General features: G+C 67.3%; 23 protein-coding genes and 1 pseudogene. 14 read left to right on the top strand and 10 right to left on the bottom strand.

Annotated features, from left to right (window positions below):
• The first annotated feature begins 62 nt into the window (after positions 1-62).
• The 7 genes from GD429_RS08380 (at position 63) to denD (ending at position 6,981) form a co-directional block, all read left to right on the top strand.
• Positions 63-767, top strand: coding sequence for a FadR/GntR family transcriptional regulator (locus GD429_RS08380; protein ID WP_152856511.1), 705 nt, complete (start codon positions 63-65; stop codon positions 765-767).
• Between the two features lie 70 nt (positions 768-837).
• Complete coding sequence (gene ltnD / locus GD429_RS08385) at positions 838-1,728, top strand: L-threonate dehydrogenase (RefSeq protein WP_152856512.1); 891 nt, start codon at positions 838-840, stop codon at positions 1,726-1,728.
• A gap of 19 nt (positions 1,729-1,747) precedes the next feature.
• A complete protein-coding gene (gene otnK, locus GD429_RS08390) occupies positions 1,748-3,034 on the top strand; it encodes a 3-oxo-tetronate kinase (protein WP_152856513.1) in 1,287 nt (428 codons plus the stop codon).
• Positions 3,034-3,672 carry an aldolase gene (locus tag GD429_RS08395; RefSeq protein WP_152856600.1) on the top strand — a complete coding sequence of 213 codons (639 nt, stop codon included), beginning with the start codon at positions 3,034-3,036 and terminating at the stop codon, positions 3,670-3,672. The genes otnK and GD429_RS08395 overlap by 1 nt, the downstream gene beginning before the upstream one ends.
• A 131-nt stretch (positions 3,673-3,803) precedes the next feature.
• Positions 3,804-5,129 carry an MFS transporter gene (locus GD429_RS08400; RefSeq protein WP_152856514.1) on the top strand — a complete coding sequence of 442 codons (1,326 nt, stop codon included), beginning with the start codon at positions 3,804-3,806 and terminating at the stop codon, positions 5,127-5,129.
• Positions 5,130-5,205: 76 nt separating this feature from the next.
• Positions 5,206-5,982 carry a 2-oxo-tetronate isomerase gene (otnI, locus tag GD429_RS08405; protein WP_072444475.1) on the top strand — a complete coding sequence of 259 codons (777 nt, stop codon included), beginning with the start codon at positions 5,206-5,208 and terminating at the stop codon, positions 5,980-5,982.
• Positions 5,983-6,009: 27 nt separating this feature from the next.
• Positions 6,010-6,981 (top strand): D-erythronate dehydrogenase, encoded by a 972-nt coding sequence (denD, locus tag GD429_RS08410; protein WP_152856515.1) that lies wholly within the window; start codon positions 6,010-6,012, stop codon positions 6,979-6,981.
• A gap of 68 nt (positions 6,982-7,049) precedes the next feature.
• Here denD and GD429_RS08415 read toward each other — a convergent pair whose 3' ends face one another.
• From GD429_RS08415 to GD429_RS08425, 3 genes are read right to left on the bottom strand one after another with little or no spacing between them, the layout of a single operon-like run.
• Positions 7,050-8,138: a lysylphosphatidylglycerol synthase domain-containing protein gene (locus GD429_RS08415; RefSeq protein ID WP_152856516.1), complete on the bottom strand. Its 1,089-nt coding sequence runs from the start codon at positions 8,136-8,138 to the stop codon at positions 7,050-7,052.
• Entirely contained in the window at positions 8,135-9,304 is a 1,170-nt protein-coding gene (gene hpnI, locus GD429_RS08420) for a bacteriohopanetetrol glucosamine biosynthesis glycosyltransferase HpnI (protein ID WP_152856517.1), read from the bottom strand. The genes GD429_RS08415 and hpnI overlap by 4 nt, the downstream gene beginning before the upstream one ends.
• A gap of 51 nt (positions 9,305-9,355) precedes the next feature.
• Positions 9,356-9,871, bottom strand: coding sequence for a hypothetical protein (locus GD429_RS08425; protein WP_152856518.1), 516 nt, complete (start codon positions 9,869-9,871; stop codon positions 9,356-9,358).
• A 113-nt stretch (positions 9,872-9,984) separates the two neighbouring features.
• Between GD429_RS08425 and GD429_RS08430 the strand changes: the two genes are divergently transcribed.
• The 3 genes from GD429_RS08430 (at position 9,985) to GD429_RS08440 (ending at position 12,701) form a co-directional block, all read left to right on the top strand.
• A complete protein-coding gene (locus GD429_RS08430; RefSeq protein WP_152856519.1) occupies positions 9,985-10,644 on the top strand; it encodes a response regulator in 660 nt (219 codons plus the stop codon).
• Positions 10,641-12,104 carry an ATP-binding protein gene (locus tag GD429_RS08435; RefSeq protein ID WP_152856520.1) on the top strand — a complete coding sequence of 488 codons (1,464 nt, stop codon included), beginning with the start codon at positions 10,641-10,643 and terminating at the stop codon, positions 12,102-12,104. Before GD429_RS08430 ends, GD429_RS08435 begins: the two co-directional genes overlap by 4 nt.
• A 69-nt stretch (positions 12,105-12,173) precedes the next feature.
• Positions 12,174-12,701 (top strand): cytochrome b, encoded by a 528-nt coding sequence (locus GD429_RS08440; protein WP_152856521.1) that lies wholly within the window; start codon positions 12,174-12,176, stop codon positions 12,699-12,701.
• A 272-nt stretch (positions 12,702-12,973) separates the two neighbouring features.
• Here GD429_RS08440 and GD429_RS08445 read toward each other — a convergent pair whose 3' ends face one another.
• A complete protein-coding gene (locus GD429_RS08445; protein ID WP_152856601.1) occupies positions 12,974-13,249 on the bottom strand; it encodes a DUF4148 domain-containing protein in 276 nt (91 codons plus the stop codon).
• Between the two features lie 71 nt (positions 13,250-13,320).
• Positions 13,321-13,668 (bottom strand): DUF4148 domain-containing protein, encoded by a 348-nt coding sequence (locus GD429_RS08450; protein WP_152856522.1) that lies wholly within the window; start codon positions 13,666-13,668, stop codon positions 13,321-13,323.
• 242 nt (positions 13,669-13,910) lie between these two features.
• Between GD429_RS08450 and GD429_RS08455 the strand changes: the two genes are divergently transcribed.
• The 3 genes from GD429_RS08455 (at position 13,911) to GD429_RS08465 (ending at position 16,207) form a co-directional block, all read left to right on the top strand.
• Positions 13,911-14,600, top strand: a complete 690-nt coding sequence (locus GD429_RS08455; RefSeq protein ID WP_152856523.1) for an aspartyl/asparaginyl beta-hydroxylase domain-containing protein — start codon at positions 13,911-13,913, stop codon at positions 14,598-14,600.
• 121 nt (positions 14,601-14,721) lie between these two features.
• Positions 14,722-14,991 carry a MoaD/ThiS family protein gene (locus GD429_RS08460; protein WP_152856524.1) on the top strand — a complete coding sequence of 90 codons (270 nt, stop codon included), beginning with the start codon at positions 14,722-14,724 and terminating at the stop codon, positions 14,989-14,991.
• Between the two features lie 67 nt (positions 14,992-15,058).
• Positions 15,059-16,207 carry a WD40/YVTN/BNR-like repeat-containing protein gene (locus GD429_RS08465; protein ID WP_152856525.1) on the top strand — a complete coding sequence of 383 codons (1,149 nt, stop codon included), beginning with the start codon at positions 15,059-15,061 and terminating at the stop codon, positions 16,205-16,207.
• A gap of 45 nt (positions 16,208-16,252) precedes the next feature.
• On the opposite strand, the gene GD429_RS08470 is transcribed toward GD429_RS08465, so the two are convergent.
• A complete protein-coding gene (locus GD429_RS08470) occupies positions 16,253-17,227 on the bottom strand; it encodes a LysR substrate-binding domain-containing protein (protein ID WP_321574472.1) in 975 nt (324 codons plus the stop codon).
• Between the two features lie 147 nt (positions 17,228-17,374).
• On the opposite strand from GD429_RS08470, the gene GD429_RS08475 reads away from it, so the two are divergent.
• A complete protein-coding gene (locus GD429_RS08475; protein ID WP_321574473.1) occupies positions 17,375-17,800 on the top strand; it encodes a PACE efflux transporter in 426 nt (141 codons plus the stop codon).
• A gap of 137 nt (positions 17,801-17,937) precedes the next feature.
• Here the strand turns inward: GD429_RS08475 and GD429_RS08480 are convergent, their stop codons facing one another.
• The 4 genes and pseudogenes from GD429_RS08480 to GD429_RS08500 form a co-directional block, all read right to left on the bottom strand.
• Positions 17,938-18,885 carry a choline ABC transporter substrate-binding protein gene (locus GD429_RS08480; RefSeq protein WP_152856526.1) on the bottom strand — a complete coding sequence of 316 codons (948 nt, stop codon included), beginning with the start codon at positions 18,883-18,885 and terminating at the stop codon, positions 17,938-17,940.
• Between the two features lie 98 nt (positions 18,886-18,983).
• The gene (locus GD429_RS08485; protein ID WP_046549694.1) at positions 18,984-19,982 is read right to left on the bottom strand and encodes a GlxA family transcriptional regulator; all 999 of its coding nucleotides are present in this window, start codon (positions 19,980-19,982) and stop codon (positions 18,984-18,986) included.
• 392 nt (positions 19,983-20,374) lie between these two features.
• The gene (gene choW, locus GD429_RS08495; protein WP_152856527.1) at positions 20,375-21,271 is read right to left on the bottom strand and encodes a choline ABC transporter permease subunit; all 897 of its coding nucleotides are present in this window, start codon (positions 21,269-21,271) and stop codon (positions 20,375-20,377) included.
• Positions 21,264-22,673, bottom strand: a pseudogene (locus GD429_RS08500) (quaternary amine ABC transporter ATP-binding protein); the annotation flags it as partial. The gene choW and the pseudogene GD429_RS08500, both read right to left, overlap by 8 nt.
• Positions 22,674-22,942: the final 269 nt, after the last annotated feature.

Below are 22,942 nucleotides of genomic sequence, written 5' to 3' on the forward strand. Positions count from 1 at the left end.
CCGGATGCTTCACTTCGCTCAAATTTGTATGATGACCACATCACCTTACAAGCCAGAGCGCCATGTTCGAGAAAATTCCCGCCCGTGCGATGAGCGATCACGTCGCGCAGCAACTGCTCAAGCAGATCGAAGTCGGCAGTTTCTCGGCCACCGGCAAGCTGCCGACCGAAGCCGTGCTCGCGCAGGAATTCGGCGTGAGCCGCACCGTGATCCGCGAGGCGATCTCGCGGCTGAAGAACGAAGGCGTGGTCGAGCCGCGCCAGGGCAGCGGCGTGTTCGTGAACCAGCACGGCGCGATCCGGCCTCTGCGGATCGACTATGCGGAAGCCGTCGAGGCGAGCTCGATGCCGCACCTGCTCGCGGTGCGCCGCGCGATCGAGGCTGAAGTCGCGGCCGAAGCCGCGCTGCATCACAGCGACGACGACATGGCCGACATCGACGACGCGCTGCGCAAGATCGACGAAGCAGTAGCCGAGGGGCGCGACGGCGTCGCGGAAGACGTCGCGTTCCACCGCACGATCGCGGCCGTCACCGGCAACCCGTATTTCCTGAAGACGCTGCAGTTCCTGAACCAGTACCTCGAAGCCGGCGTGAAAGTCACGCGCAGCAACGAAGCGACGCGCGAGGATTTCTCGCGCCAGGTACGCGAGGAACACGCGGCGATCGCCGACGCGATCCGCGCGCGCGACCCGATGGCGGCGCGCAACGCGGCGCGCACGCACATGTACAACGCCGCCCGCCGTCTCGCGGAAGCCGGCATCTGCTGAAGCCGGCGGCGCCTGCCGAGCCAGGCGCCGCCGTTGTCCCGAACCTCTTCCGAATCGATCAAGGTTGACCATGTCACGAAATGTTGGAGTCATCGGCCTCGGCGCGATGGGCCTCGGCGTCGCCCGCTCGCTGCTGCGCGCAGGTTTGCGCGTGCACGCATGCGACGTACGCGACACCGTGCTGCAGGCGTTCGCCGCCGAAGGCGGCATTGCCTGCGCGAGCCCGGCCGAACTCGGCGCGCAGTGCGACGTCGTCGTCACGCTCGTCGTCAATGCCGCGCAGACCGAAACGGTGCTGTTCGGCGAGCACGGCGCGGTCGCGGCGATGAAGCCGGGCAGTGTCGTGATCGCGAGCGCGACCGTCGCGCCCGAATTCGCGGTCGCGCTCGGCGCACGCATCGAGGCCGCCGGCCTGCAGATGCTCGATGCGCCGGTGTCGGGCGGCGCCGCGCGCGCGGCATCGGGCGAGATGACGATGATGACGTCGGGCCCGGCCGCCGCGTACGCGGGCTGCGAGGACGTGCTCGCCGCGATCGCCGGCAAGGTCTATCGCCTCGGCGACGCGCACGGCATCGGCTCGAAAGTGAAGATCATCAACCAGTTGCTGGCCGGCGTGCACATCGCGGCGGCCGCCGAGGCGATGGCGCTGGGCCTGCGCGAAGGCGTCGATGCCGACGCGCTGTACGACGTGATCACGCACAGCGCCGGCAATTCGTGGATGTTCGAGAACCGCGTGCCGCACATCCTCAACGGCGACTACACACCGCTGTCGGCCGTCGACATCTTCGTGAAGGACCTTGGCCTCGTGCTCGATACCGCGCGCCGCAGCAAGTTCCCGCTGCCGCTGTCGGCCACCGCTCACCAGATGTTCATGAGCGCGTCGAGCGCCGGCCACGGCGGCGAGGACGATTCCGCCGTGATCAAGACTTTCCCCGGCATCACGCTGCCGCCCGCCCGCTGATTCGAACGACGTTCCCGCCATGACCGCTTCCGCTTCCCGTCCCCTGCTCGGCTGCATCGCCGACGATTTCACCGGCGCGACCGATCTCGCGAACATGCTCGTCAAGATCGGCATGCGCACCGTGCAGACGATCGGCGTGCCTGCCGGCAACGCAACGCTCGACGCCGACGCGATCGTCGTCGCGCTGAAGTCGCGCACGATCCCCGCGGCCGATGCCGTCGCGCAATCGCTCGCCGCGTACGAATGGCTGCGCGCGCAAGGCTGCCGGCAGTTTTTCTTCAAGTACTGCTCGACCTTCGACTCGACCGACGCGGGCAACATCGGGCCGGTGGCCGACGCGCTGCTCGATGCGGCCGGCGGCGGCTTCACGATCGCGTGCCCGGCGTTCCCGGAGAACGGCCGCACGATCTATCGCGGCCACCTGTTCGTCGGCGACGTGCTGCTGAACGAATCGGGCATGGAGAACCATCCGCTCACGCCGATGAAGGACGCGAACCTGGTGCGCGTGCTGCAACGGCAGACGAAATCGCCGGTCGGCCTGATCCGCTACGACACGATCGCGCTGGGCGCGGCCGCGGTGCGCGCGCGGATCGACCAGCTGCGCGCGGAAGGTGCGCGCTTCGCGATCGCCGACGCGCTGTCCGACCGCGATCTCTACGTGCTCGGCGAAGCATGCGCGGGCCTGCCGCTCGTCACCGGCGGCTCGGGCATCGCGCTCGGCCTGCCCGCGAATTTCCGCCGTGCGGAGCAACTGCCCGAGCGCGACAACGCAGCGTCGCTGCCGCGCATCGACGGGCTGTCGGCCGTGCTCGCCGGCAGTGCGTCGAAAGCCACCAACGCGCAGGTCGCCGCATGGCGCGCGACGCGGCCGAGCTTCCGCATCGATCCGCTCGCGGCGGCGCGCGGCGAGCCGGTCGTCGCTGAAGCGCTCGCCTTCGCGCGCGAGCACCTGCCGCGGCCGGTGCTGATCTACGCGACCGCCACGCCCGACGAAGTGAAGGCCGTGCAGCAGGCGCTCGGCGTCGAAGCGGCCGGCCATCTCGTCGAAAGCACGCTCGCGGCGATCGCGCGGGGCCTGCGCGAACTCGGCGTGCGCAAGTTCGTCGTCGCCGGCGGCGAGACGTCCGGCGCGGTCGTGCAGGCGCTCGACGTGAAGTCGCTGCAGATCGGCGCGCAGATCGATCCGGGCGTGCCCGCCACGGCCACCATCGACGCGCAGCCGCTCGGCCTCGCGCTGAAATCCGGCAACTTCGGCGCGACGGACTTTTTCGACAAGGCGCTGCGCGCGCTGGACGGAGTCGCATGATGAGCGACGAAGCGAAACTGCGCGAAGAGATCTGCATCGTCGGCGCGAGCCTGTACGCACGCGGCCACGCGGTCGGCAGCGCCGGCAACATCAGCGCGCGCCTGCCCGACGGCTGGCTGATCACGCCGACCGACGCGTGCCTCGGCCGGCTCGACCCGAACGACATCGCGAAAGTCGGCCTGAACGGCCAGCCCGTCTCGGGCGGCAAGCCGTCGAAGACGCTCGCGCTGCATCGCGGCATCTACGCGCGCAACGCGGAAGCGAACGGCGTCGTCCACACGCATTCGACGCACCTCGTCGCGTTGACGCTCGCGGGCGTGTGGCGCGACACCGACGTGCTGCCGCCGATCACGCCGTACTACGTGATGAAGGTCGGCCACATTCCGCTGATCCGTTACCGCCGCCCCGGCGACCCGGCCGTCGCGGCCGAAGTCGCGGCGCTCGCCGACCAGGTGCGCGGCGTGCTGCTCGACCGTCTCGGCCCCGTGATGTGGGGGCCGTCGGTGTCGCACGCGTCGTATGCGCTCGAGGAGTTCGAGGAAACCGCGCGGCTGTGGCTGATGACGAACCCGAAGCCCGAGCCGCTTTCCGACGCGGCGCTCGACGAACTGCGCCAGACCTTCGGCGCGCGCTGGTAACGCGGCGCGCACCACGTACCGATCACGCACCGATTCCCATGCCCGCCGTGTGCGCGGGCCTTCCGTCAGCACACACAAACGATCCGGCGGCCTACGCGCCGCCGGCACACGACATCCTTGGAGACACGACGATGACTGCTCTCGACGCGGCCGCAAGCCGCTCGCCCGCTGCGCCCGCCCATGCCGCGGAACTCGACCGCACCTACAAGAAAGTGTTCTGGCGCATCGTGCCGTTCCTGATGCTCTGCTACGTGGTCGCGTATCTCGACCGCGTGAACGTCGGCTTCGCGAAGCTGCAGATGTCGCAGGATCTCGCGTTCAGCGAAACCGTATTCGGGCTCGGCGCGGGCATCTTCTTCCTCGGCTACTTTCTGTTCGAACTGCCAAGCAACCTGCTGATGCACCGCCTCGGCGCGCGTATCTGGATCGCGCGGATCATGATCACGTGGGGCCTGCTGTCCGCGCTGTTCGCGTTCGTGAAGACGCCGACGCAGTTCTACGTGCTGCGCTTCCTGCTCGGCCTCGCGGAAGCCGGTTTCTACCCCGGCGTGATCCTGTACCTCACGTACTGGTTCCCGTCGCACCGCCGCGCGAAGATCATCGCGGTGTTCATGTCCGCGATTCCCGTGTCGGGCATCTTCGGCAATCCGCTGTCGGGCTGGATCATGGAGCGCTTCCACGGCGGCTCGGGTTTCCACGGCTGGCAATGGATGTTCATGATCGAAGCCGTGCCGGCCGTGCTCATCGGCATCGCGACGATCCTCTATCTCGACAACAGCATCCGCGGCGCGAAGTGGCTCGACGAGCGCGAGAAGCAGCTGCTCGAAGACGAAATCGCCGCGCAACCGCAGGAACAGCAGCAGCACGGCCATTCGCTGAAAGCCGTGTTCTCGGACCCGCGCATGTGGTGGATGTCGCTGATCTACTTCGCGTTCGTCACGGGCCAGTACGGCCTCACGTTCTGGATGCCGACGCTCGTGAAATCGACCGGCATCACCGATACGCTCCAGATCGGCCTGCTGTCCGCGATCCCGTTCGCCGTCGCGATCGTCGTGATGAACCTGTTCGGCCACAGCGCGGACAAGCGCCGCGAACGCCGCTGGCACCTGATCGTGCCGGCGCTGATGGGCGCGGTCGGGTTTGCGGTCGCCGCGTCGTACTCGCACAATACGGTGGTGTCGATCGTGTTCCTGTCGCTCGCGGCGGGCGGCGTGCTGACCTGCGCTCCGCTGTTCTGGTCGCTGCCGACCGCGTTCCTCGCGGGCTCCGCGGCCGCGGCCGGGATCGCGATCATCAACTCGATCGGCAACCTCGCCGGTTTCGCGAGCCCGTACGTGATCGGCTACCTGAAGGACGCCACGCACAGCACGTCGTCCGGCATGTACGTGCTGGCGGCGATGCTCGTGATCGGCGCGATCGCCGTGTGGCTCACGCCCGCGAAACTCGTGAACCGCTGAGTTGCCGAGGCGCTGAGCCACCATTCGACGCGGGGCGCGGTACGCCCCGCCCCATTCATTCACAGGACCCGCTGCCATGCCACGCTTCGCCGCCAACCTCTCGATGATGTACAACGAGCACGCGTTCCTCGAACGCTTCGCCGCTGCCGCCTACGACGGCTTCAAGGCCGTCGAGTACCTGTTCCCGTACGACTTCGCCGCCGAGGACATCCGCGCGCGCCTCGACTCGCACAACCTCGAACAGGCGCTGTTCAACGCGCCGCCGGGCGACTGGGCCGCGGGCGAACGCGGCATCGCGTCGCTGCCGGGCCGCGAGGACGAATTCCGGCGCGGCATCGACCAGGCGCTCGACTATGCGCGCGTGCTCGGCAACAAAAAGCTGCACGTGATGGCCGGCATGGTCGCGCCGGGCGCCGATCGCGCGCGCCATCGCGACACCTACCTGTCGAACCTGCGGCATGCGGCACAGGCCGCCAACGCACGCGGCGTCACGATCCTGATCGAGCCGATCAACCAGCGCGACATGCCCGGCTATTTCCTGAGCCGCCAGGACGACGCGCAGGCGATCTGCGCGGAAGTCGGCGCGCCGAACCTGAAGGTGCAGTTCGACTGCTACCACTGCCAGATCGTCGAAGGCGATCTCGCGATGAAGCTCAAGCGCGATTTCGCGGGCATCGGCCACATCCAGATAGCGGGCGTGCCCGAGCGCCACGAGCCGGATCTCGGCGAACTCAACTACCCGTACCTGTTCGAGCTGATCGACGCGCTCGGCTACGACGGCTGGATCGGCTGCGAATACCGCCCGAAGGCCGGCACGTCGGCCGGCCTCGGCTGGATCAAGCCGTACCTGTAATCCAGTATTCCCACGAGGATAAAGAACATGAAAGTACTGATCACCGGCGGCGCCGGCTTTCTCGGCCAGCGTCTCGCGCGCAAGCTGCTCGAACGCGGCGAACTGAGCGGCCCCGACGGGCGGACCAGCAAGATCGACGAGCTGGTGCTGCTCGACGTCGTCAAGGGCAGCGATTTCGGCGATGCGCGCGTGACGTCGATCGTCGGCGACATCGCCGATCGCGCGGTGCTCGAAAGCGCGATCGACACGCAGACCGGCGCGATCTTCCACCTCGCGGCGATCGTCAGCGGGCAGGCCGAAGCCGATTTCGATCTCGGCATGCGGATCAACCTCGACGCATCGCGCACGCTGCTCGAAGTGTGCCGCGCGCGCGGCCACCAGCCGCGCGTCGTGTTCACGAGCTCCGTCGCGGTCTACGGCGGCGCGCTGCCCGACGTCGTGCAGGACGACACCGCGCTGAACCCGCAATCGTCTTACGGCGCCGAGAAGGCGATCGCCGAACTGCTGCTGTGCGACTACGCGCGGCGCGGCTTCGTCGACGGCCGCGTGCTGCGCCTGCCGACCATCAGCGTGCGGCCCGGCCGCCCGAACGCGGCTGCTTCGTCGTTCGCGAGCGGCATCATCCGCGAGCCGCTGAACGGCGAGGAAAGCGTGTGCCCGGTACCGGGTTCGACGCGGCTGTGGCTGCTGTCGCCGCGCGGCGCGATCGAAGCGCTCGTCGCGGGCTGCGAGATCGACAGCGCGAAGCTCGGCAACAAGCGCGTGATCAACCTGCCCGGCCTGTCGGTGTCGGTCGACGAGATGATCGACGCGCTGCGCGAAGTCGCGGGCGACGATGTCGTGAAGCTGATCCGCCATGCGCCCGACGAGCGCGTCGAGAAGATCGTCGGCAGTTGGCCGGGCCGCTGGGACACGACGCGCGCGGAAGCGCTCGGGTTGAAGGGCGACACGTCGTTCGCGGACGTGATCCGCAGCCATATCGCCGACGAACGGCGCTGATTCACGCGTCGCGTCGCGTCGGCTCAAACGTGCCCGCCCGGGCACGCACGCGGCGTCGCCGGGCCGCGTCAGCGCGGCCTGGCGGATTCCCCGATGCTGAGCGACGCGCGCTTCGCGCCGCCCTGCCGGTTCGCCGAACCGGCCGCCCACTGCCACGCCAGCAAGCCCGGCAGATAGAACAGCAGATCGCGCACGCGGCGGGCGCCGGCCAGCGCGAGACAGGTCGGCGCGTCGAACCCGAGCAGCCCGCCGATCAGCACGAACCCGCCCTCCTGCACGCCCAAACCGCCCGGCATCACGAACGCGATGCTGCTCACGAGCTGGATCAGTGCCTCGATCGCGAGCGCCTGCGCAAAGGTCGGATCGGCGCCGAGGAAATAAAGCGCGAGCCAGATTTCCAGCGCATAACCCGCAAACTGCAGCGTCTGCCAGATCCCCAGATAGCGCACGACGATGCCGGTCTTTCTCCAGATCATCCGGATCGACTGATCGGTGCGTGCCGATTCGCCGACCAGCGCAACCACCTTGCCGCTCGTGATCCGGTTGATCACGCGCATCGCTCGCTCGAACGGCCGCGCATGCTGCACCAGCGCGAACAGCAGCAACACCGGCACCAGCGCCGCCATGCCGATGGCGAGGTGCGCGGCCACCTTCGCGGCGTCGGACGACACGTGTTCGAGCACGTAGCCGATCGCGATCAGCGCGAATATCAGCTGGCTGATCAGCGTGAGCTGCATGTCCGCGACGAGGCTGGCCACGATGGTCGCCGGCCGCACACCCGCCTGCCGCAGCAGCCCGAACGACACGATCTCGCCGCCGATCCGCGCGACCGGCAGCAGCCCGTTGATCGATTCGCGGATCCACACGAGCTTCAGCATCGTCGCGAACGACGGCCGGCGCGGGCCGCGGATCAGCATCCGCCAGTCCCACGCATTCGCGAGCATCGGCAGGATGTGGGCCAGCGCGGCGACGAGCAGCCCTGCGCCGGCGATCCGCAGCCGATGCAGGATTTCCAGCGGATGCTCGCGCCAGATCAGCCACACCGCGAGCGCGAGCCCGGCCAGCGCCGCCGCGCGCGCCGCATACCGGAGCCGCGCCTCGTGACGCGCGGACACGCGGTCCGCGTCGGCGTTGGCGGTGTTCGTGTCCGTCGTCATGATTCACCCGCCGGCGACAGCAAGCCTTCCCGGTCGACGCGAAAGCGCGTGCCGCGCCAGACGACGTGCGACGAGAAGAAGCTCGACACGAACACCAGGAACTGCAGGAGATCGACGAACGGCAGCCAGAGGGCGCCGCGCAGGCCGGCGCCGGTTGCCCGGCTCGCTTTCAGCATCAGCAGCGCCCGCGCGGCGAGCGCCGCGACCGTCAGCCAGCAGGCGGCGAGCGTACCGCCGGAGAACAGCACGGCCAGCAGCGCGAGCGGCACCGGGTGCATCAGCACCGAGCCGGCGTGGCCGAGCCGGTCCGCCGCGCGAATCGTGCAACTCCAGCGCAATTCGTGCGCATACAACTTGGCGAACGTCTCTTCGACACAGGCATGCCCGACGACGAACGGCGGGATGACGACCTGCGCGCCCACTTGCCGCACCGCTTCGCCGAGCGCGTGATCCTCGGCCAGGTGATGCGCGAAACGCGTGAGCCCGCCGATGCGTTCTAGCGTCGCGCGCGTGATCGCAATCGTCTGTCCAAAACATGGCCGTGCACGCCCGATGAAAAGCCCGGTAATCACGCCGGGCAGGAAATGGTAATTCGTCATCGCGACGGCGACACCGGGCCAGAAGCCCGGCGACGCGACACCGCGATACACGCTCGTCACGATGCCGACTTCCGGCTGCTGCAGCGCGCCGACGACCGCACGCAGATAATCGCGCTCGACCAGCACGTCGCTGTCGGCGAGACAGAGCACCGAATGCTCCGCATGTTCGAGCATGTTGACGAGATTCGCGATCTTGCGGTTCGGCCCGTACAGCCGCGCATCGGCGACGACCTTGATGTTCGCGTCCGGATAGCGCGCACGCAGCGTCTCGACGGCCGCGAGCGCCGCGTCGCCCGCATCGTGCACGCCGAACAGGTGCTGTACCGGCCCCTGATAATTCTGCACGAAGCAGCTTTCGAGATGCTGTACGAGATCCCATTCGTCGCCGTGCAGCGGCTTCGCGACGGTGACGCCCGGGAAATCGCGCGGCTCCGCCGCCGGCCGGGAAAAGAACCTGCCGACCAGCACGCTGGCCGTGACCGTGTACGCAATCCCCAGCAACGCGCCCAGCCCGCAGACGAGCGACAATGCCTCGGCCAGCCCGTGCAGCACATGCAGCAAAACCATGCTTCTCCCCAGTGGTGACCCGTACGACCGCAACCGGCCGCGCACGCGGGCTCACCCGTGCACGCTGCCGTATCGATTCCCGTTGAGCCGGATGTGAAGGACGACCCACCGACGATACGCGCAATCAGATGACACAACTACCGTCCGGCGATCGATTCCGGTCACGCGCACGTATCCGCACGCGAGCGCGGCCCTGAACGCCGCATCGGCAAGCTTGCGGGCCGAAAGGATCGCGGTCGCAACCGCGACGACGGTCCAGACGCGAAATGTCATCGTCGTGAAAAACGCTTCGGGTATGCGCAATGCAAGCAGCGAAACCAGCACGAAACACTGAATGAACATGCCGGCCAGCGCGGCGATCAGCAGGTGGGCGCGCCATCGCTCGATCGTCGAGGGTGCCATGAAGAATGAACCTCCCGTGCGGGCGCCCCGGATCGATCTGAAATCAAACTGAAGGGTCGCGAATTCGTGAGCCGGTGCGTTCGGTCCGTGCCGGACGCGGCAAACCCGGGTCGGGGTCAGGGGGAGAAATGTCGTGGCCGATAGTAGCGGGAATGCCGGCGGCAAACCTTAAGCGTTCTTCAGAATCGGGCGATGTTTGAGATCGCTCAACTACAATCGGTTGCCTGGCACGCACAGTCGGGCTCGTACAATCGCAGACACCTGCACGCGAATCGACCATGCGACTCCTCCTTGTTGAAGACGACGATCTGATCGGCAGCGGCCTCGAGGTCAGCCTGAGCCAGGCCGGCTATCACGTCGACTGGCTGCGCGACGGACACGCCGCCGCCGCGGCCCTCGCGACGACGCGCTTCGCGCTCGTCGTGCTCGATCTCGGCCTGCCCGGCATCTCGGGAACGGAACTGCTGCGAGCGTTGCGCGATGCGGGCGATACGGTGCCGGTGCTGGTGCTGACCGCGCGCGGCACCGTGGCCGACCGCGTGCGCGGCCTCGACGACGGCGCGGACGACTATCTCGCGAAACCGTTCGAACTGTCCGAGGTGCTCGCCCGCTGTCGCGCGCTCGTGCGCCGCTCGCAGGGCCGCGCCGGCGACGAGATCGTATGGCGCGACATCACGATCGACCTGACCACCCACACGGTGACACGCGATGCGTCGCGCGTCGCGCTCACCGCGCGCGAATGGACCATCCTGGTTCAGCTCGTCAGCCACCCGGGCACGCCCCAGTCGCGCGCGCGCCTCGAGGACGGCCTGTACGGCTGGCAGGAAGGCATCGAAAGCAATGCGATCGAGGTCCATATCTCGAACCTGCGCAAGAAGCTCGGCGCGGAATTGATCCGCACCGTCCGCGGCATCGGCTACGTCGTCGACCCGCCATGATCTCGCGCTCGATACGCCGCCGCGTGTCGGCGATGGCGCTCGGCTGCGTCATCGTCGTGTGGATCGTCGCCGTGTTCGGCAGCTTCCGGCACGCCACGCGCGAGATCGGCGAATGGGAGGACGCGCGCCTTGCCGAGTACGCGTCGCTGCTCGTCGGTCTCTCGCCGGCCGACCTCGCCCGCCTCGCCCGCTTTCCGCCCGACGCGCGCGTCGAACTCGCGCTCGGCGAATCGAGAGCGGGCCCCGACAACGACGGCGATCGCCTGCCGCGCGACATGCTGTTCGAGGTGCGCGACGCGCAGGACCACGTCGTCGCATCGAACCTGCCGGCCGACGCCGCCGGCCTGCCCGATGCACGCGAACCGCGCGGCGCCCCGCGGACGATCGTCATCGGCAACACGCAATGGCGCACGCACACGCTGCGCGACAACGCGTCGGGGCGCTGGATACGCGTGATGGAAACGCTCAACACGCGCAGCGACCTGGCGACCGGCATCGCACGCGGCATCGTCTTGCCGCTGATCGTCGCGCTCCCGGTGCTGGCGCTCCTCCTCTGGTATCTGATCGGGCGCAGTCTCGCGCCGTTGAAGACGCTGTCGACGCTGATCGGCGCACGCGATGCACGATCGCTCGAACCGCTCGGCATCGCCACCGTGCCGGAGGAAGTGCGCACGCTGGTCGACGCGATCGATCGCCTGCTGGCGAGGCTGCGGCAATCGATCGTGCGCGAGCGTGCATTCACGTCAGACGCTGCGCACGAACTCAAGACGCCGCTGGCCGCAATCAAGGTTCAGGCCCAGGTGGCGATCGCGACCGACGATCCGGCGCGCAAACAGCTTGCAATGCAGCGCGTCGTGCAAGGCGTCGACCGCAGTGCGCGCCTCGCCGAACAGTTGTTGTTGCTCGCCCGGCTCGACGAATACGAACGCATACCGACGCGCGCCGTCGTCGTCCGCGAACTCGTCGACGCCGCCGTCGATCGCCATCTGGGAAAGGCGTCGGACAAGGCCATCGAGATCGTGACCGGCGACACATCCGAACGCGCGATCGAGGCCGATCCGATCCTGATCGGCATCCTGCTCGACAATCTCGTCGACAACGCCGTCAAGTACGGCCGCCGCGGTGGCCGCATCGAACTCGGCGTGCACGACGATGGCACGCTGCAACGCATCGTCGTGCGCGACGACGGGCCAGGCGTCGCTCCCGGCGAGCACGAGCGGCTCGGCGATCGCTTCTATCGCGGCAGCGGCACGCAATCGCCCGGCAGCGGGCTCGGGCTGTCAATCGTCACACGAATCGCGCAATACTTCGGCGGCACCGTGCAGTTCGAGCCTGGCATCGGCGGTCAGGGCCTTGGCGTCGTCGTCGCGCTGCCGTCGGCGAACACGGCCGGATCGATGCCGCGCACTGCGCCGGCCGACGAACACGACGATCGATCGCACGCGATGCCGGGTGCTTAACGTTTCGTTAAGGATTCACCCGTAGAATTCGCCGATATATATGATTCCCGCCATTCGTCAGGAGTTTTCATGCCCACGCCCACCCGATATGACGCAGTTGCACGCTTTCTTCACTGGCTGATCGTGGCGCTGGTCGTCGCGCAGTACGCGATCGGCTGGACGATGCCCGACGTGCATCGCGATACGCAACCGATCGGCCTGATCGCCGCGCACTTGATCGTGGGTACCGCGTTGCTCGCGGCGATGGCTTGCCGCGTGCTGTGGCGCGTGACGCATCGCCCGCCCGAGAGCGACCTGTCGCCCGCGACGCGCGCGCTGTCCGGCGTGACGCATTTCGCGCTCTACGCACTGCTGATCGCAGTGCCGCTGCTCGGCTGGATCAACGCATCGTCGCGCGCATGGGCCGTGACGCTGGTCGGTGTCATCCCGTTGCCGGCGCTGTCGGCGGCCGGCTCCGGATTCGGTCACGCGATGGGCGACGTGCACGGCATCCTCGCATGGGTGCTGTTCGCCGGCATTTGCCTGCACGTGGCAGCCGCGCTGGCGCACCGCTTCGTGCTGCGCGATCAGATCGTTCAGCGCATGATGCCGTGGTGATCGCCTCGCCCCTGTTTCGGCGCACCATCGCATTGCCGGCATGAACCGGATTGTTCCGGTTCGCGACATCGCCTGCCCTCCTGTTCATCGCGCGATCAACCTGCCGACCCATCGGGACCGGTTGGCGAGATGATCGCGACGCCGCGCGAAGCGGCGTGCGACGAGCGGCACTGCTGCCGGCGCCCTTCGGCCACGTCGAGCGGTGCGCAGGGCACGCGGATTGCCGTACCGCGAACACGACGGCCACAAGCCACACGCGTACATATCGACACCTAGTTGCTGATCTGAGCCGGCATACCGGGGGCCGGCGCATGCGTGGCGGCGGCCGCCTGCCGGGCCCGATCCTGCTCGGCGAGCTTCGCTTCCGCGGCCTGGATATCCGCCGGATACTCGCCGTCGTCTCCCTTCGCCGGGTCGTACCCGGCCGCTTCCAGGCGCATCAGCTCGTCGCGAACCTGCGCGCGCGTCAGCGGTGCGGCCGATTGCGCGAAGGCCGACTGACCGACGATCGCTCCGATCATCATCAGTACTGCGATATATGTTTTCATCATGAACTCCTTCAATATTCCATATCGATCAACCGTTGTGAATACCTGACCTGCGAACGCCGGCAGTTGAATCAGCTTCCGAAATAGATCGTGCAGAAGCTCGCAGGGCCGACGCACGCGGCCGGGCGCTGCTGGCGCGGCGACATCGCCGCCGGCTTGCCGGCTTCGGATGAAACGGCCGGATCGCTACCGACCGCCGTGCTGGACTGACGCTGCGGCATCTGTTCTGCCTGCCGCTGGAAGAGCGGGCTCACGTCCGGATACGACGTATCGGTCACGAAGCGCAGCCCGTTGTTCTCGGCGTCGATCAGTTCCTGCCTGACCTGTGCTCGCGTGAGCGCCTGTGCCGACGCTTGCGTCGCGACACCCGCGAGAGAAATTGCCGCCGCGGTGGCAGCCACCAGCCAATGCTTGTTCATGTTCCACTCCTCAAGAAGTCAACGAGACGATGTGCTACACCCGTATGACGACGGAGGAGGTTCGTTTATTCCCGCGCGTCGCGGCTCGGGCCGTTTGTGTTTTCCTGCTTTCCGGGCCGCTTGCGTCGGCCGGTCATCGAACTGTCATTCTTTCGTCAGCCGGCGTAACCTGACGTAACGCAGCGCCCGTCGCGCTTCGGGCAGACTGACGCCACCTCATACGGATCGCTCATCGATCGACCATGTCCGCCGCTTACGATTACGCAGCCGGCCTGCTCCGCACGCTGTACGACCGCCATATCGACGGCGGCGCGGTGCTCGATACGGCCGCGTTCCCGGATGCCGAGCGTTTCGTGCGCGCATGGCCTGCCATCCGCGCGGAAGCGCTTGCGGTAGCGCGCGACATGCCGCGCATCCCGCGCTTCCACGAGATCATGCGCGAGCAGTACGACATCTCGGCCAACGATGCGCGCGACTGGCGGATGTTCATCATGCAGGCGTACGGCCAGCCGTTCCCGCGCAACCTGTCGCGCTGCCCGACGGTCGCGTCGATCGTCGCGGCGTCGCCGGACGTGCTGTCCGCATCGTTGTCGTTCCTCGCGCCGGGCAAGCACATTCCGCCGCATCGCGGGCCGTTTCGCGGCATCCTGCGCGGCTATCTCGTGCTGTCGATGCCGAAGCGCGCGGACGGCACGCCGGCCGCCGTGCTGAAAGTGGATGGCCGCGAATACCGGCTCGACGAGGGCCGCTTCCTGCTGTGGGACGACACGTTCATGCACGAGGCGTGGAACGACAGCGACGAAGTGCGGATCGTGCTGCTGCTCGATGTCCGCCGGCGCGGGATGCCGCGTTTGCTCACGTGGCTATCGAATGCGGTGATCGGCGTCGTGCGGCTCGGGATTCGGGTGCGGGGGCGGTCGATTCCGGTTTAGCGGCAACGGGGCAGCACGCCGGACCGGCCGCGCCCGTGCGACGCCGTCCCGACTTTCACCCCCCGACGGATCGCCTAAACTACAGACCGTCCCCTTCGCGCGGCTCCTGCCAGCCACTGCCATGGCGCATATCTTCTTCGCCGCTTCGATCCAGCGGCACGTCGAAACGCCCGAGCGCGAGATCGACGCACACACGCTCGGCGAAGCATTCGACACCGTTTTCAGCAAGCAGCCGCGACTGCGCGGCTACATCGTCGACGACCAGGGTGCACTGCGCAAGCATCTGTCGGTATTCATCGACGGCCAGCCGGTGCGCGACCGACAACGCCTGTCCGATGCGCTCGGCGACGCCAGCCGGGTTTATGTCGTGCAGGCGCTGACGGGCGGATAAAGGGACTTATGCATCAGCCCCGACCAAACGCTGACGCACCCGGTCAGGCAATCAGGAGACACCCGACATGAACGATCGATTGCTCGTCGCCACCCGCAAGGGCCTGTTCGTTCTGCAGCCCGACGGCAACGGCGGCTGGACGCTCGGCGAACCGCATTTCGTCGGCGAACCGGTCAGCATGGCACTCTCCGACCCGCGTGACGGAACGCTGTACGCCGCACTCAACCTCGGCCATTTCGGCGTAAAGCTGCACCGCAGGCGAGCGGGCGCCACCGACTGGGAAGAATGCGCAGTCCCCGTTTATCCGCCGCAGCCTGCCGACGAACCGCCCGCCAGCGCCGTCGCACGTGCAGGCACGGGCAACGCGGACGACGAGCCCCCCGTCCCGCCGCAGCCGCCCTGGACGCTTCAGCAGATCTGGTCGCTCGAAGCCGGCGGCACCGACGAGCCGGGCGCACTGTGGGCCGGCACGATACCCGGCGGGCTGTTCCGCTCCGACGATTACGGCGACTCGTGGGTGCTCAACCGCCCGCTGTGGGATCGCCCGGAACGCGCCGAGTGGGGCGGCGGCGGGTACGACGCGCCGGGCATCCATTCGGTGATGGTCGATCCGCGTGACAGCCGGCACGTGACGGTCGGCATCTCGTGCGGCGGCGTCTGGCAAACCGTCGACGGCGGCGCGACCTGGCGCGTGACCGCCGACGGCATGGAAGCCGACTACATGCCGCCCGAGCGGCGCGGCGAGCCGAACGTGCAGGACCCGCACCGCGTCGTGCAGTGCGCGGCCAACCCGGACGTGCTGTGGACGCAGCATCACTGCGCGATCTTCCGCTCGACCGACGGCGCCGAGCACTGGCGACGCATCGAGGCGCAGCCCTCGAGCTTCGGCTTCGCGGTCGCCGTGCATCCCGACGAACCGGACACGGCGTGGTTCGTGCCGGCCGTGAAGGATGCCTGCCGGATTCCGGTGAACGGCCGGTTCGTCGTCACGCGCACGCGCGACGGCGGCCGCAGTTTCGAGAGCCTGTCGAACGGGTTGCCGGCCGCGCCCGCGTACGACCTCGTGTACCGGCACGGGCTCGCGGTGGACGATTCCGGCACGCGCCTTGCGATGGCGTCGACGACCGGCGGGTTATGGACCTCCGGCGACGGCGGTGAAAACTGGCAGATGGTGTCGGCGCATTTGCCGCCGGTGTATTGCGTCAGGTTCGGGTGACGGCGTAACGCGGGCAACCGGAGGCCGATACGTCCGGATTCCCGATCACTCGCCGGATCGCGCGTCGATAGGTACGTCGATAGGCGCATCGACGCGGCGCTCGCCCGGCGCGATCCGCGCCACCGCCGCACGCGTGTGCGCGATTTCCGCTTCGAGCCAGTCGAGAAACCGCCTGACCTGCGGCTCGCGTTCCCGCCCGGGCCGGCACAGCGCGACGAAGCGTGCGCCGTCGAGCCGCACCGACGGCTCGATCGGCATCAGCGCGCCGCGCTCGACGTGCTCGGCCACCAGCACCGAACTCAACAACGCGACGCCCTGCCCGAGCAACACCGCCTGCAACGCGTATTGCTCGTCGTCGTAATGCCGGAACACCGCGCGTTCGAGCCACGTCTCGCGACTGGCCGCGCGACACCACGACGCCCAGTCGATCGACACCGGCAGCGGCGTATCCCACACGGTCTCGATCAAATCGAGACGCTCGTCCGAACGATGCGCATCGAACCCGGCAGCAGCATACGCGCCGAAATACTCGTCGATCAGCGCGATCTCGCGCAGCGCCGGAAACGTGCGCGACGTCGCGCGGATCGCGAGATCGATTCGCGCGTCGCGTTCGAGATCGGCGAGCGCGTTGCCGGTTTCGACCTTGATGTTCAATTGCGGATCGACGCGGCGGAACCGGCCAAGGCGAGGAATCAGCCACATCGAGGCAAATGCCGGCGTGGTGGTCAGCACGAGCGTCCGCTCGTCGGCCGCTTCGGGCCGCACCGCGTCGAGCCCGCGGCTCAGCGCAAGCAATGCATCGTGACTCGCGCGAAACAGCCGCTCGCCCTCCTCCGTGAGCCGCACGCCGCTCGCGCCGCGCTCGAACAGCAACACGCCGAGCCGGCTTTCGAGCGCCTTGATCTGGTGCGACACGGCGGCCGGCGTCACGGACAGCTCGTCCGCGGCGGCCTTGAACGTGCCGAGCCGCGCCGACGACTCGAATACACGCAATGCGGTCAGGGGAATTTTCGAGAACACGGAGCCTCGCGGGCCGGATGCGGCCGGGTTGAATTCGATTCAATCGGGGTGAGATTAGGTGAATTGAAGCAGGCGTGCAACGCGAATAGCCTTGCGGAACGTCGCGGCACGGTGCCGCGGCGGTTGCCGTCGAACCGGAGAAACCACGTGCAAGGCCTACCGCGCAGGATCACGCAGGCGGTGCTCTACGAAGCGATCGCCATCTCCTGCATCTCGCCCGCGATCGCGGCGATCTTCAAGCAGGACCTCGTCTATTCGGGCGCGCTGTCGGCGACGATGTCGGCGATCGCGCTGCTGTGGAACATGATCTTCAACGCGCTGTTCGAGCGCTGGGAAGCGACGCGCCGGCAGCCGGCGCGCACGCTCGGGCGCCGCATCCTGCACGCCACCGGATTCGAAGGCGGGCTGATCTTCATGCTCGTGCCCGTCGTGTCGTGGTGGCTCGACATCTCGTGGTTCGACGCGTTCGTCGTCGACATCGGGCTGTTCGCGTTCTTCTTCTGTTACGCGTTCGTGTTCCAGTGGGCGTTCGATCGTGTGTTCGACGTGCCGGCGGCGACGAAGGGGTTGTGACGGTCGTTCGCTGCCCGGCGCTTCGCCAGTCGACTCGAGGCCCAAAAAGCAACGCGGCCCGCCCGCACGATGCGGAAGGGCCGCGCTTCATCACGCCGGCGCGCCGCCTTCAGCAGGCGCGCCAGCCACGTCGACGCTCAATGCACGCCGAGATAAGCCTTCACCGCCGGCAGACCCGGCTTCCCGTCGAGGGTCGTCACGCCCGCGAGCCACTTGTCGAGCGCCTGCGGGTTCGCCTTCAGCCACGCGGCCGCCGCCTTGTTCGGGTCTTCCTTGTTCATGATCGGCATCATCACGTGATTCTCGATCGTCGTCGTGAACTGCAGGTTCGACACGAACTTCGCGACGTTCGGGCAGCGCTGCGCGTAGTCGGGCGGCGTTGCCGTCAGCACCTTCGCCTCGCCGTAGTTCGGGCCGAACACGTCGTCACCGCCGCTCAGGTAGTCGATCTTCATCTGCACGTTCATCGGATGCGGTTCCCAGCCGAGAAACACAATCCACTGCTTGTCGCGGATCGCGCGGTTCACCTCGACCAGCATCCCGGCCTCGCTCGACTCGACCATCTTGAACTTGCCGAGGCCGAACTGGTTGCCGTCGATCATCTTCTTGATCAGCAGGTTGCCGTCGTTGCCCGGCTCGATCCCGTAGATCTTGCCGTTCAGCTTGTCCGCGTACTTCTGGATGTCCGCGAACGACTTCAGGCCGCCCTGGTACACGTAGTCGGGCACCGCGAGCGTGTATTTCGCGCCGGTCAGGTTCGGCGTCGAGAGCACCTTGATCGAGCCGGCCTTCGTGAACGGCTGGATGATCGGGTCCATCGTCGGCGACCAGTAGCCGAGGAACACGTCGATCTGCTTGCTCTTGATCCCCGCGAACGTGATCGGCACCGATGCGATCGTCTTCGTCGGGCTGTAGCCGAGCCCCTGCAGCATCGTCGATGCGAGGCCCGTGGTCGCCGCGATGTCGGACCAGCCGACATCCGCGAAGCGCACGTTCTTGCATACGGGCGGATCGGCCGCATAAACGGCCGACATCGGCGCGGTTATCCCGATCCCGCACACCGCTGCGATCAATAGGCGCTTCATCTTTCTTCTCCTCAAAGTGATGTCGTTTGCATGAATGCGGGATCTCTTATTGAAACCGCGCGCCGCGATCCCGGCGACGTCGCGGGCCGTACAAACTGTCAGCGCCCCGGCAGCCTGCGCTCGTAGCTCGGCGCATGGCCAAACTGCGCGCGGTACGCCTTGCTGAAATGACACGGCGAATGAAAACCGCAGACCGTCGTCACGCGTGCGATCGACGCATCGGTCGTACGCAGCAGGTCGCGTGCGCGTTTCAGGCGCAGCGTCAGGTAATAGTGGGTCGGCGACACGTTCAGGTACACCTTGAACATCCGCTGCAGATGCCGCTGCGACAGCCGCACGAGCCGCGCGAGCTCCTCGAGCGACAGCGGCTCCTCGATGTTCGCCTCCATCAGCCGCACGACCTCGATCAGCTCGGCGCGCGAGAAGCCGACGCGCGCATCGACGGGAATCGGCTGCGTGTCGGTCGAGCTGCGGATGCGCTCCAGGATGAACTGCTCCGACACCTGCGCGGCAAGCTGCTGGCCGAACCGCATGCCGACGAGGTTCAGCATCAGGTCGAGCGGCGCGGTGCCGCCCGTGCAGGTCAGCCGGTCGCGGTCGACGACGAACAGCTCGTCGGCGAAGCCGACCTGCGGAAACTCGGAATGCAGCGCGGACAGGTTCTCCCAGTGCACGGTGCAGCGATAGCCGTCGAGCAGCCCGCTCGACATCAGCGCGTACGCGCCCGTGCAGATGCCGCCGAGCGGCAGCCCGCGTTCGGCGAGCGCCGCGAGCGTATCGCGCGCGCCTTCGTCGACCACGTCGCGGATGCGGATGCCGCCGCACACGATCATCACGTCGGGCAGGTTCGTGTAGTCGAGCGCCTGCGTGGGTCGCACCGCAATGCCGTTGCTGGCATGCGCGGGGGCGCCGTCGAGCGAGTAGATCGACCACTTGTAGTGATCGGCGCGCCCGACGTAGTTCGCCATCCGAAGCACTTCGACGGCGCTCGAAAACGCGATCATCGAGAAGTTCGGCAGCGTCAGGAAGCCGAAATGGGCGAGGGACGAAACCGGTGAAACGCAGGCGGCGGGCGCAACAGCGACGGCGGACGTCACATCGGTCTCCTAGGGTCTGTTTCCAGATGGAACGCGCATGCGTTGCCACGAAAACGGCCGCTCGCGAGGCGCGCGACGCCGCGAATACTCGGCGTATTCGCAAGGAGCGCCTCGCGGCGAGCGGCCGTTCTCGTGGCAACCCCAAACTTGATAATCATTCCACGGGAATGCCCGAAATCGCCCGCATGGCGGCGTCGCTCGTCGCTTGTTTGGCTCGGCCAAACGGCGCTCCTCCCTCCTTGCCCTGCGAGCGATTTCGGGCATTCGCATGTGCGTTCCATCTGGAAACAGACCCTCGAGGAGGTTGCAGGGGGCCAGCCCCGCGGCGAATGCCGCGAAAGCCGTTATCGATTCAGGGAAGGCGGCCGGAAGTCCGGCCGGCCGCCAGCCGGTCAGGCCTGCGCGGGCGCAGCCTTCACACGAAAGAGCTGCTTGAGGCCCGAGAACAGCGGCGCCTTAACGGTGCCCGGCGCGCGGCCGAAGCTCTCGGTAATGCGGTCGAGAATGATCGCGAGCAGCACGACCGACAGACCGCTTTCGAAACCGAGGCCGATGTCGAGGCGCTGGATACTCGCGAGCACGTCGTTGCCGAGGCCGCCCGCGCCGACCATCGACGCGATGATCACCATCGACAGCGCCATCATGATCGTCTGGTTCACGCCCTGCATGATCGACGGCAGCGCGTTCGGGAACTGCACCTTGTACAGCAGTTGCCACGGCGTGCAGCCGAATGCCTGGCCGGCTTCGACGATCTCGCGGTTCACGTGGCGGATACCGAGGCTCGTCAGGCGCACGGCAGGCGGCATCGCGAAGATCACCGTCGACAGGATCCCCGGCACGCGGCCGAGACCGAACAGCATCGCGGCCGGAATCAGGTAGACGAACGCCGGCATCGTCTGCATCAGGTCGAGGATCGGACGCACGGTCGCGGCGACCCACTTGCTCTTCGCGGCCCAGATGCCGAGCGGGATGCCGAGCACGAGGCTGATGATCGTCGACGACAGCGTGAGGCCGAGCGTGATGACCGTCTGATCCCAGAAGCCCGTCGCGAAGATCAGGAGCAGCGACGCGGTGGTGAACAGCGCGAAACGCCAGCCCACCCGCCACAGCCCGACGCCGATGAAGATTGCCATCATCAGCCACATCGGGATCGCCTGCAGACCGTGTTCGACGATCGCCGCGAGACCCTCGATCGCTTGACCGATCGCGTCGAACGTCTTCGCGTCGTGGTCGAGCAGGTAATGAACGGACTGGTCGACCCAGGTACCGAGCGGAATCATTTCAGACATGGGAACCTCGCGAACGCGTGATGGCCTTCAGGATGAGCGCACGATCGACCGAGCCGCAGTAGCAGCCGTCGTCGTCGACGACGGGCAGTGCATTCGGGCTCGCGACCACGCGCGCGACGACATGTTCGAGCGACGCATCGCGCCGGATGCTCTCGACCGGCCGCACGGACGGCGTGTCCTGACCGATCGCATCGCGCGTGACGAAGCCGCGGATCTTGCGTTGCGCGTCGAGCACGAACGCGTATTCGGCGCTGCCGTTCAGCGTCGCCGCGACGTTCGCGGCATCGCACTTCGACATGGTCGGCACGGCACCCGTCTGCATCAGGTCGCCGGCAGTGAGGTAGCGGCTCGTGTCGATGCCGTCGAAGAACGCGCGCACGTAGTCGTCGGCCGGGTTCGCGATGATGTCCTGCGGCGTGCCGACCTGCACGAGCCGGCCGCCTTCCATGATCGCGATGCGGTTGCCGATGCGCAGCGCTTCCTCGAGATCGTGCGACACGAACATGATCGTGCGGCGCTGTTCCTTCTGGAGCTGCAGCAGCACGTCCTGCATTTCCCTGCGCTTCAGCGGGTCGAGCGCGGAGAACGCCTCGTCCATGATCATCAGCGACGGGTTCACGGCAAGCGCGCGTGCGAGGCCGACGCGCTGCTGCATGCCGCCCGACAGCTCGGACGGCAGCTTGTGCGAAAACGGTGCGAGACCGACCTGCTCGAGCACCTCCATCGCGCGCCGTTCGCGTTCCTTCTTGCCGATGCCCGCGACCTCGAGGCCGAACGCGGCGTTCGACACCACGGTGCGATGCGGCATCAGCGCGAACGACTGGAACACCATGCTCATGTCCTTGCGGCGCAGCGCGGTGAGCGCCGAGCGGCGCGCCGACGCGACGTCGAGCCCGTCGATCATCACCTTGCCCGCGCTCGGGTCGACGAGCCGGTTCACGAGGCGGATCAGCGTGGATTTACCGGAGCCGGACAGGCCCATCAGCACGAAAATCTCGCCTTCCTGCACATCGAAGGAGACGTTGTGCACGCCGACGACCTGGCCGGTGCGCTTGAGCACGTCATCCTTCGTCGCACCGGCGGCGAGCATGTCGAGCGCCTGCTGCGGGTTACTTCCAAATACCTTGCACAGACCTTCGACTACAACCTTGGGGGCATCCATCGAAACCTTCTCCTCGTGTAGCGGGGACTCACGCGAGTCATAGCGTGCCTACATAGTTGCTAGAAAAAACCCCGGCCTGCCGACGAATTACGACAAACGCTTGCGCAAATACGACACGGCCTCCAGCCCCGCCAGGCGGGCCGCGGCACGCGGCGACCCCCGATTGCGGCGGCGCAATACGCGCGCGCCCAATAACGACGGGCATCGCACGCCGGCCTTGTGCGCAGCAGCGCGGCGCGCATCGCATGGTTTTTTGCGCCAACTCGCAGCGGGCGCACGTCGTTTTGCGACAATTTCACGTCCGATCAGCCGGCGTCGCGACTGTCGTCAGATCAATGCATCCCAGCGGCCGTCTCGCCGTGCCTTTCGGCCAGCCGAAAAAAGCATGACCGTACAGAAAAACACGTGCCGCGCGGTCGTCATTACCGGAGATCACGCACGCATCGGGGCCCGTCCGCAACCCAGAAAATCCCGCATGCTCGCTGTGATACATTGCCGGCAAACACGCC

The organism is Burkholderia sp. BE17, from assembly GCF_009362305.1.
GTDB classification, from domain to species: Bacteria; Pseudomonadota; Gammaproteobacteria; order Burkholderiales; family Burkholderiaceae; genus Burkholderia; species Burkholderia pyrrocinia_C.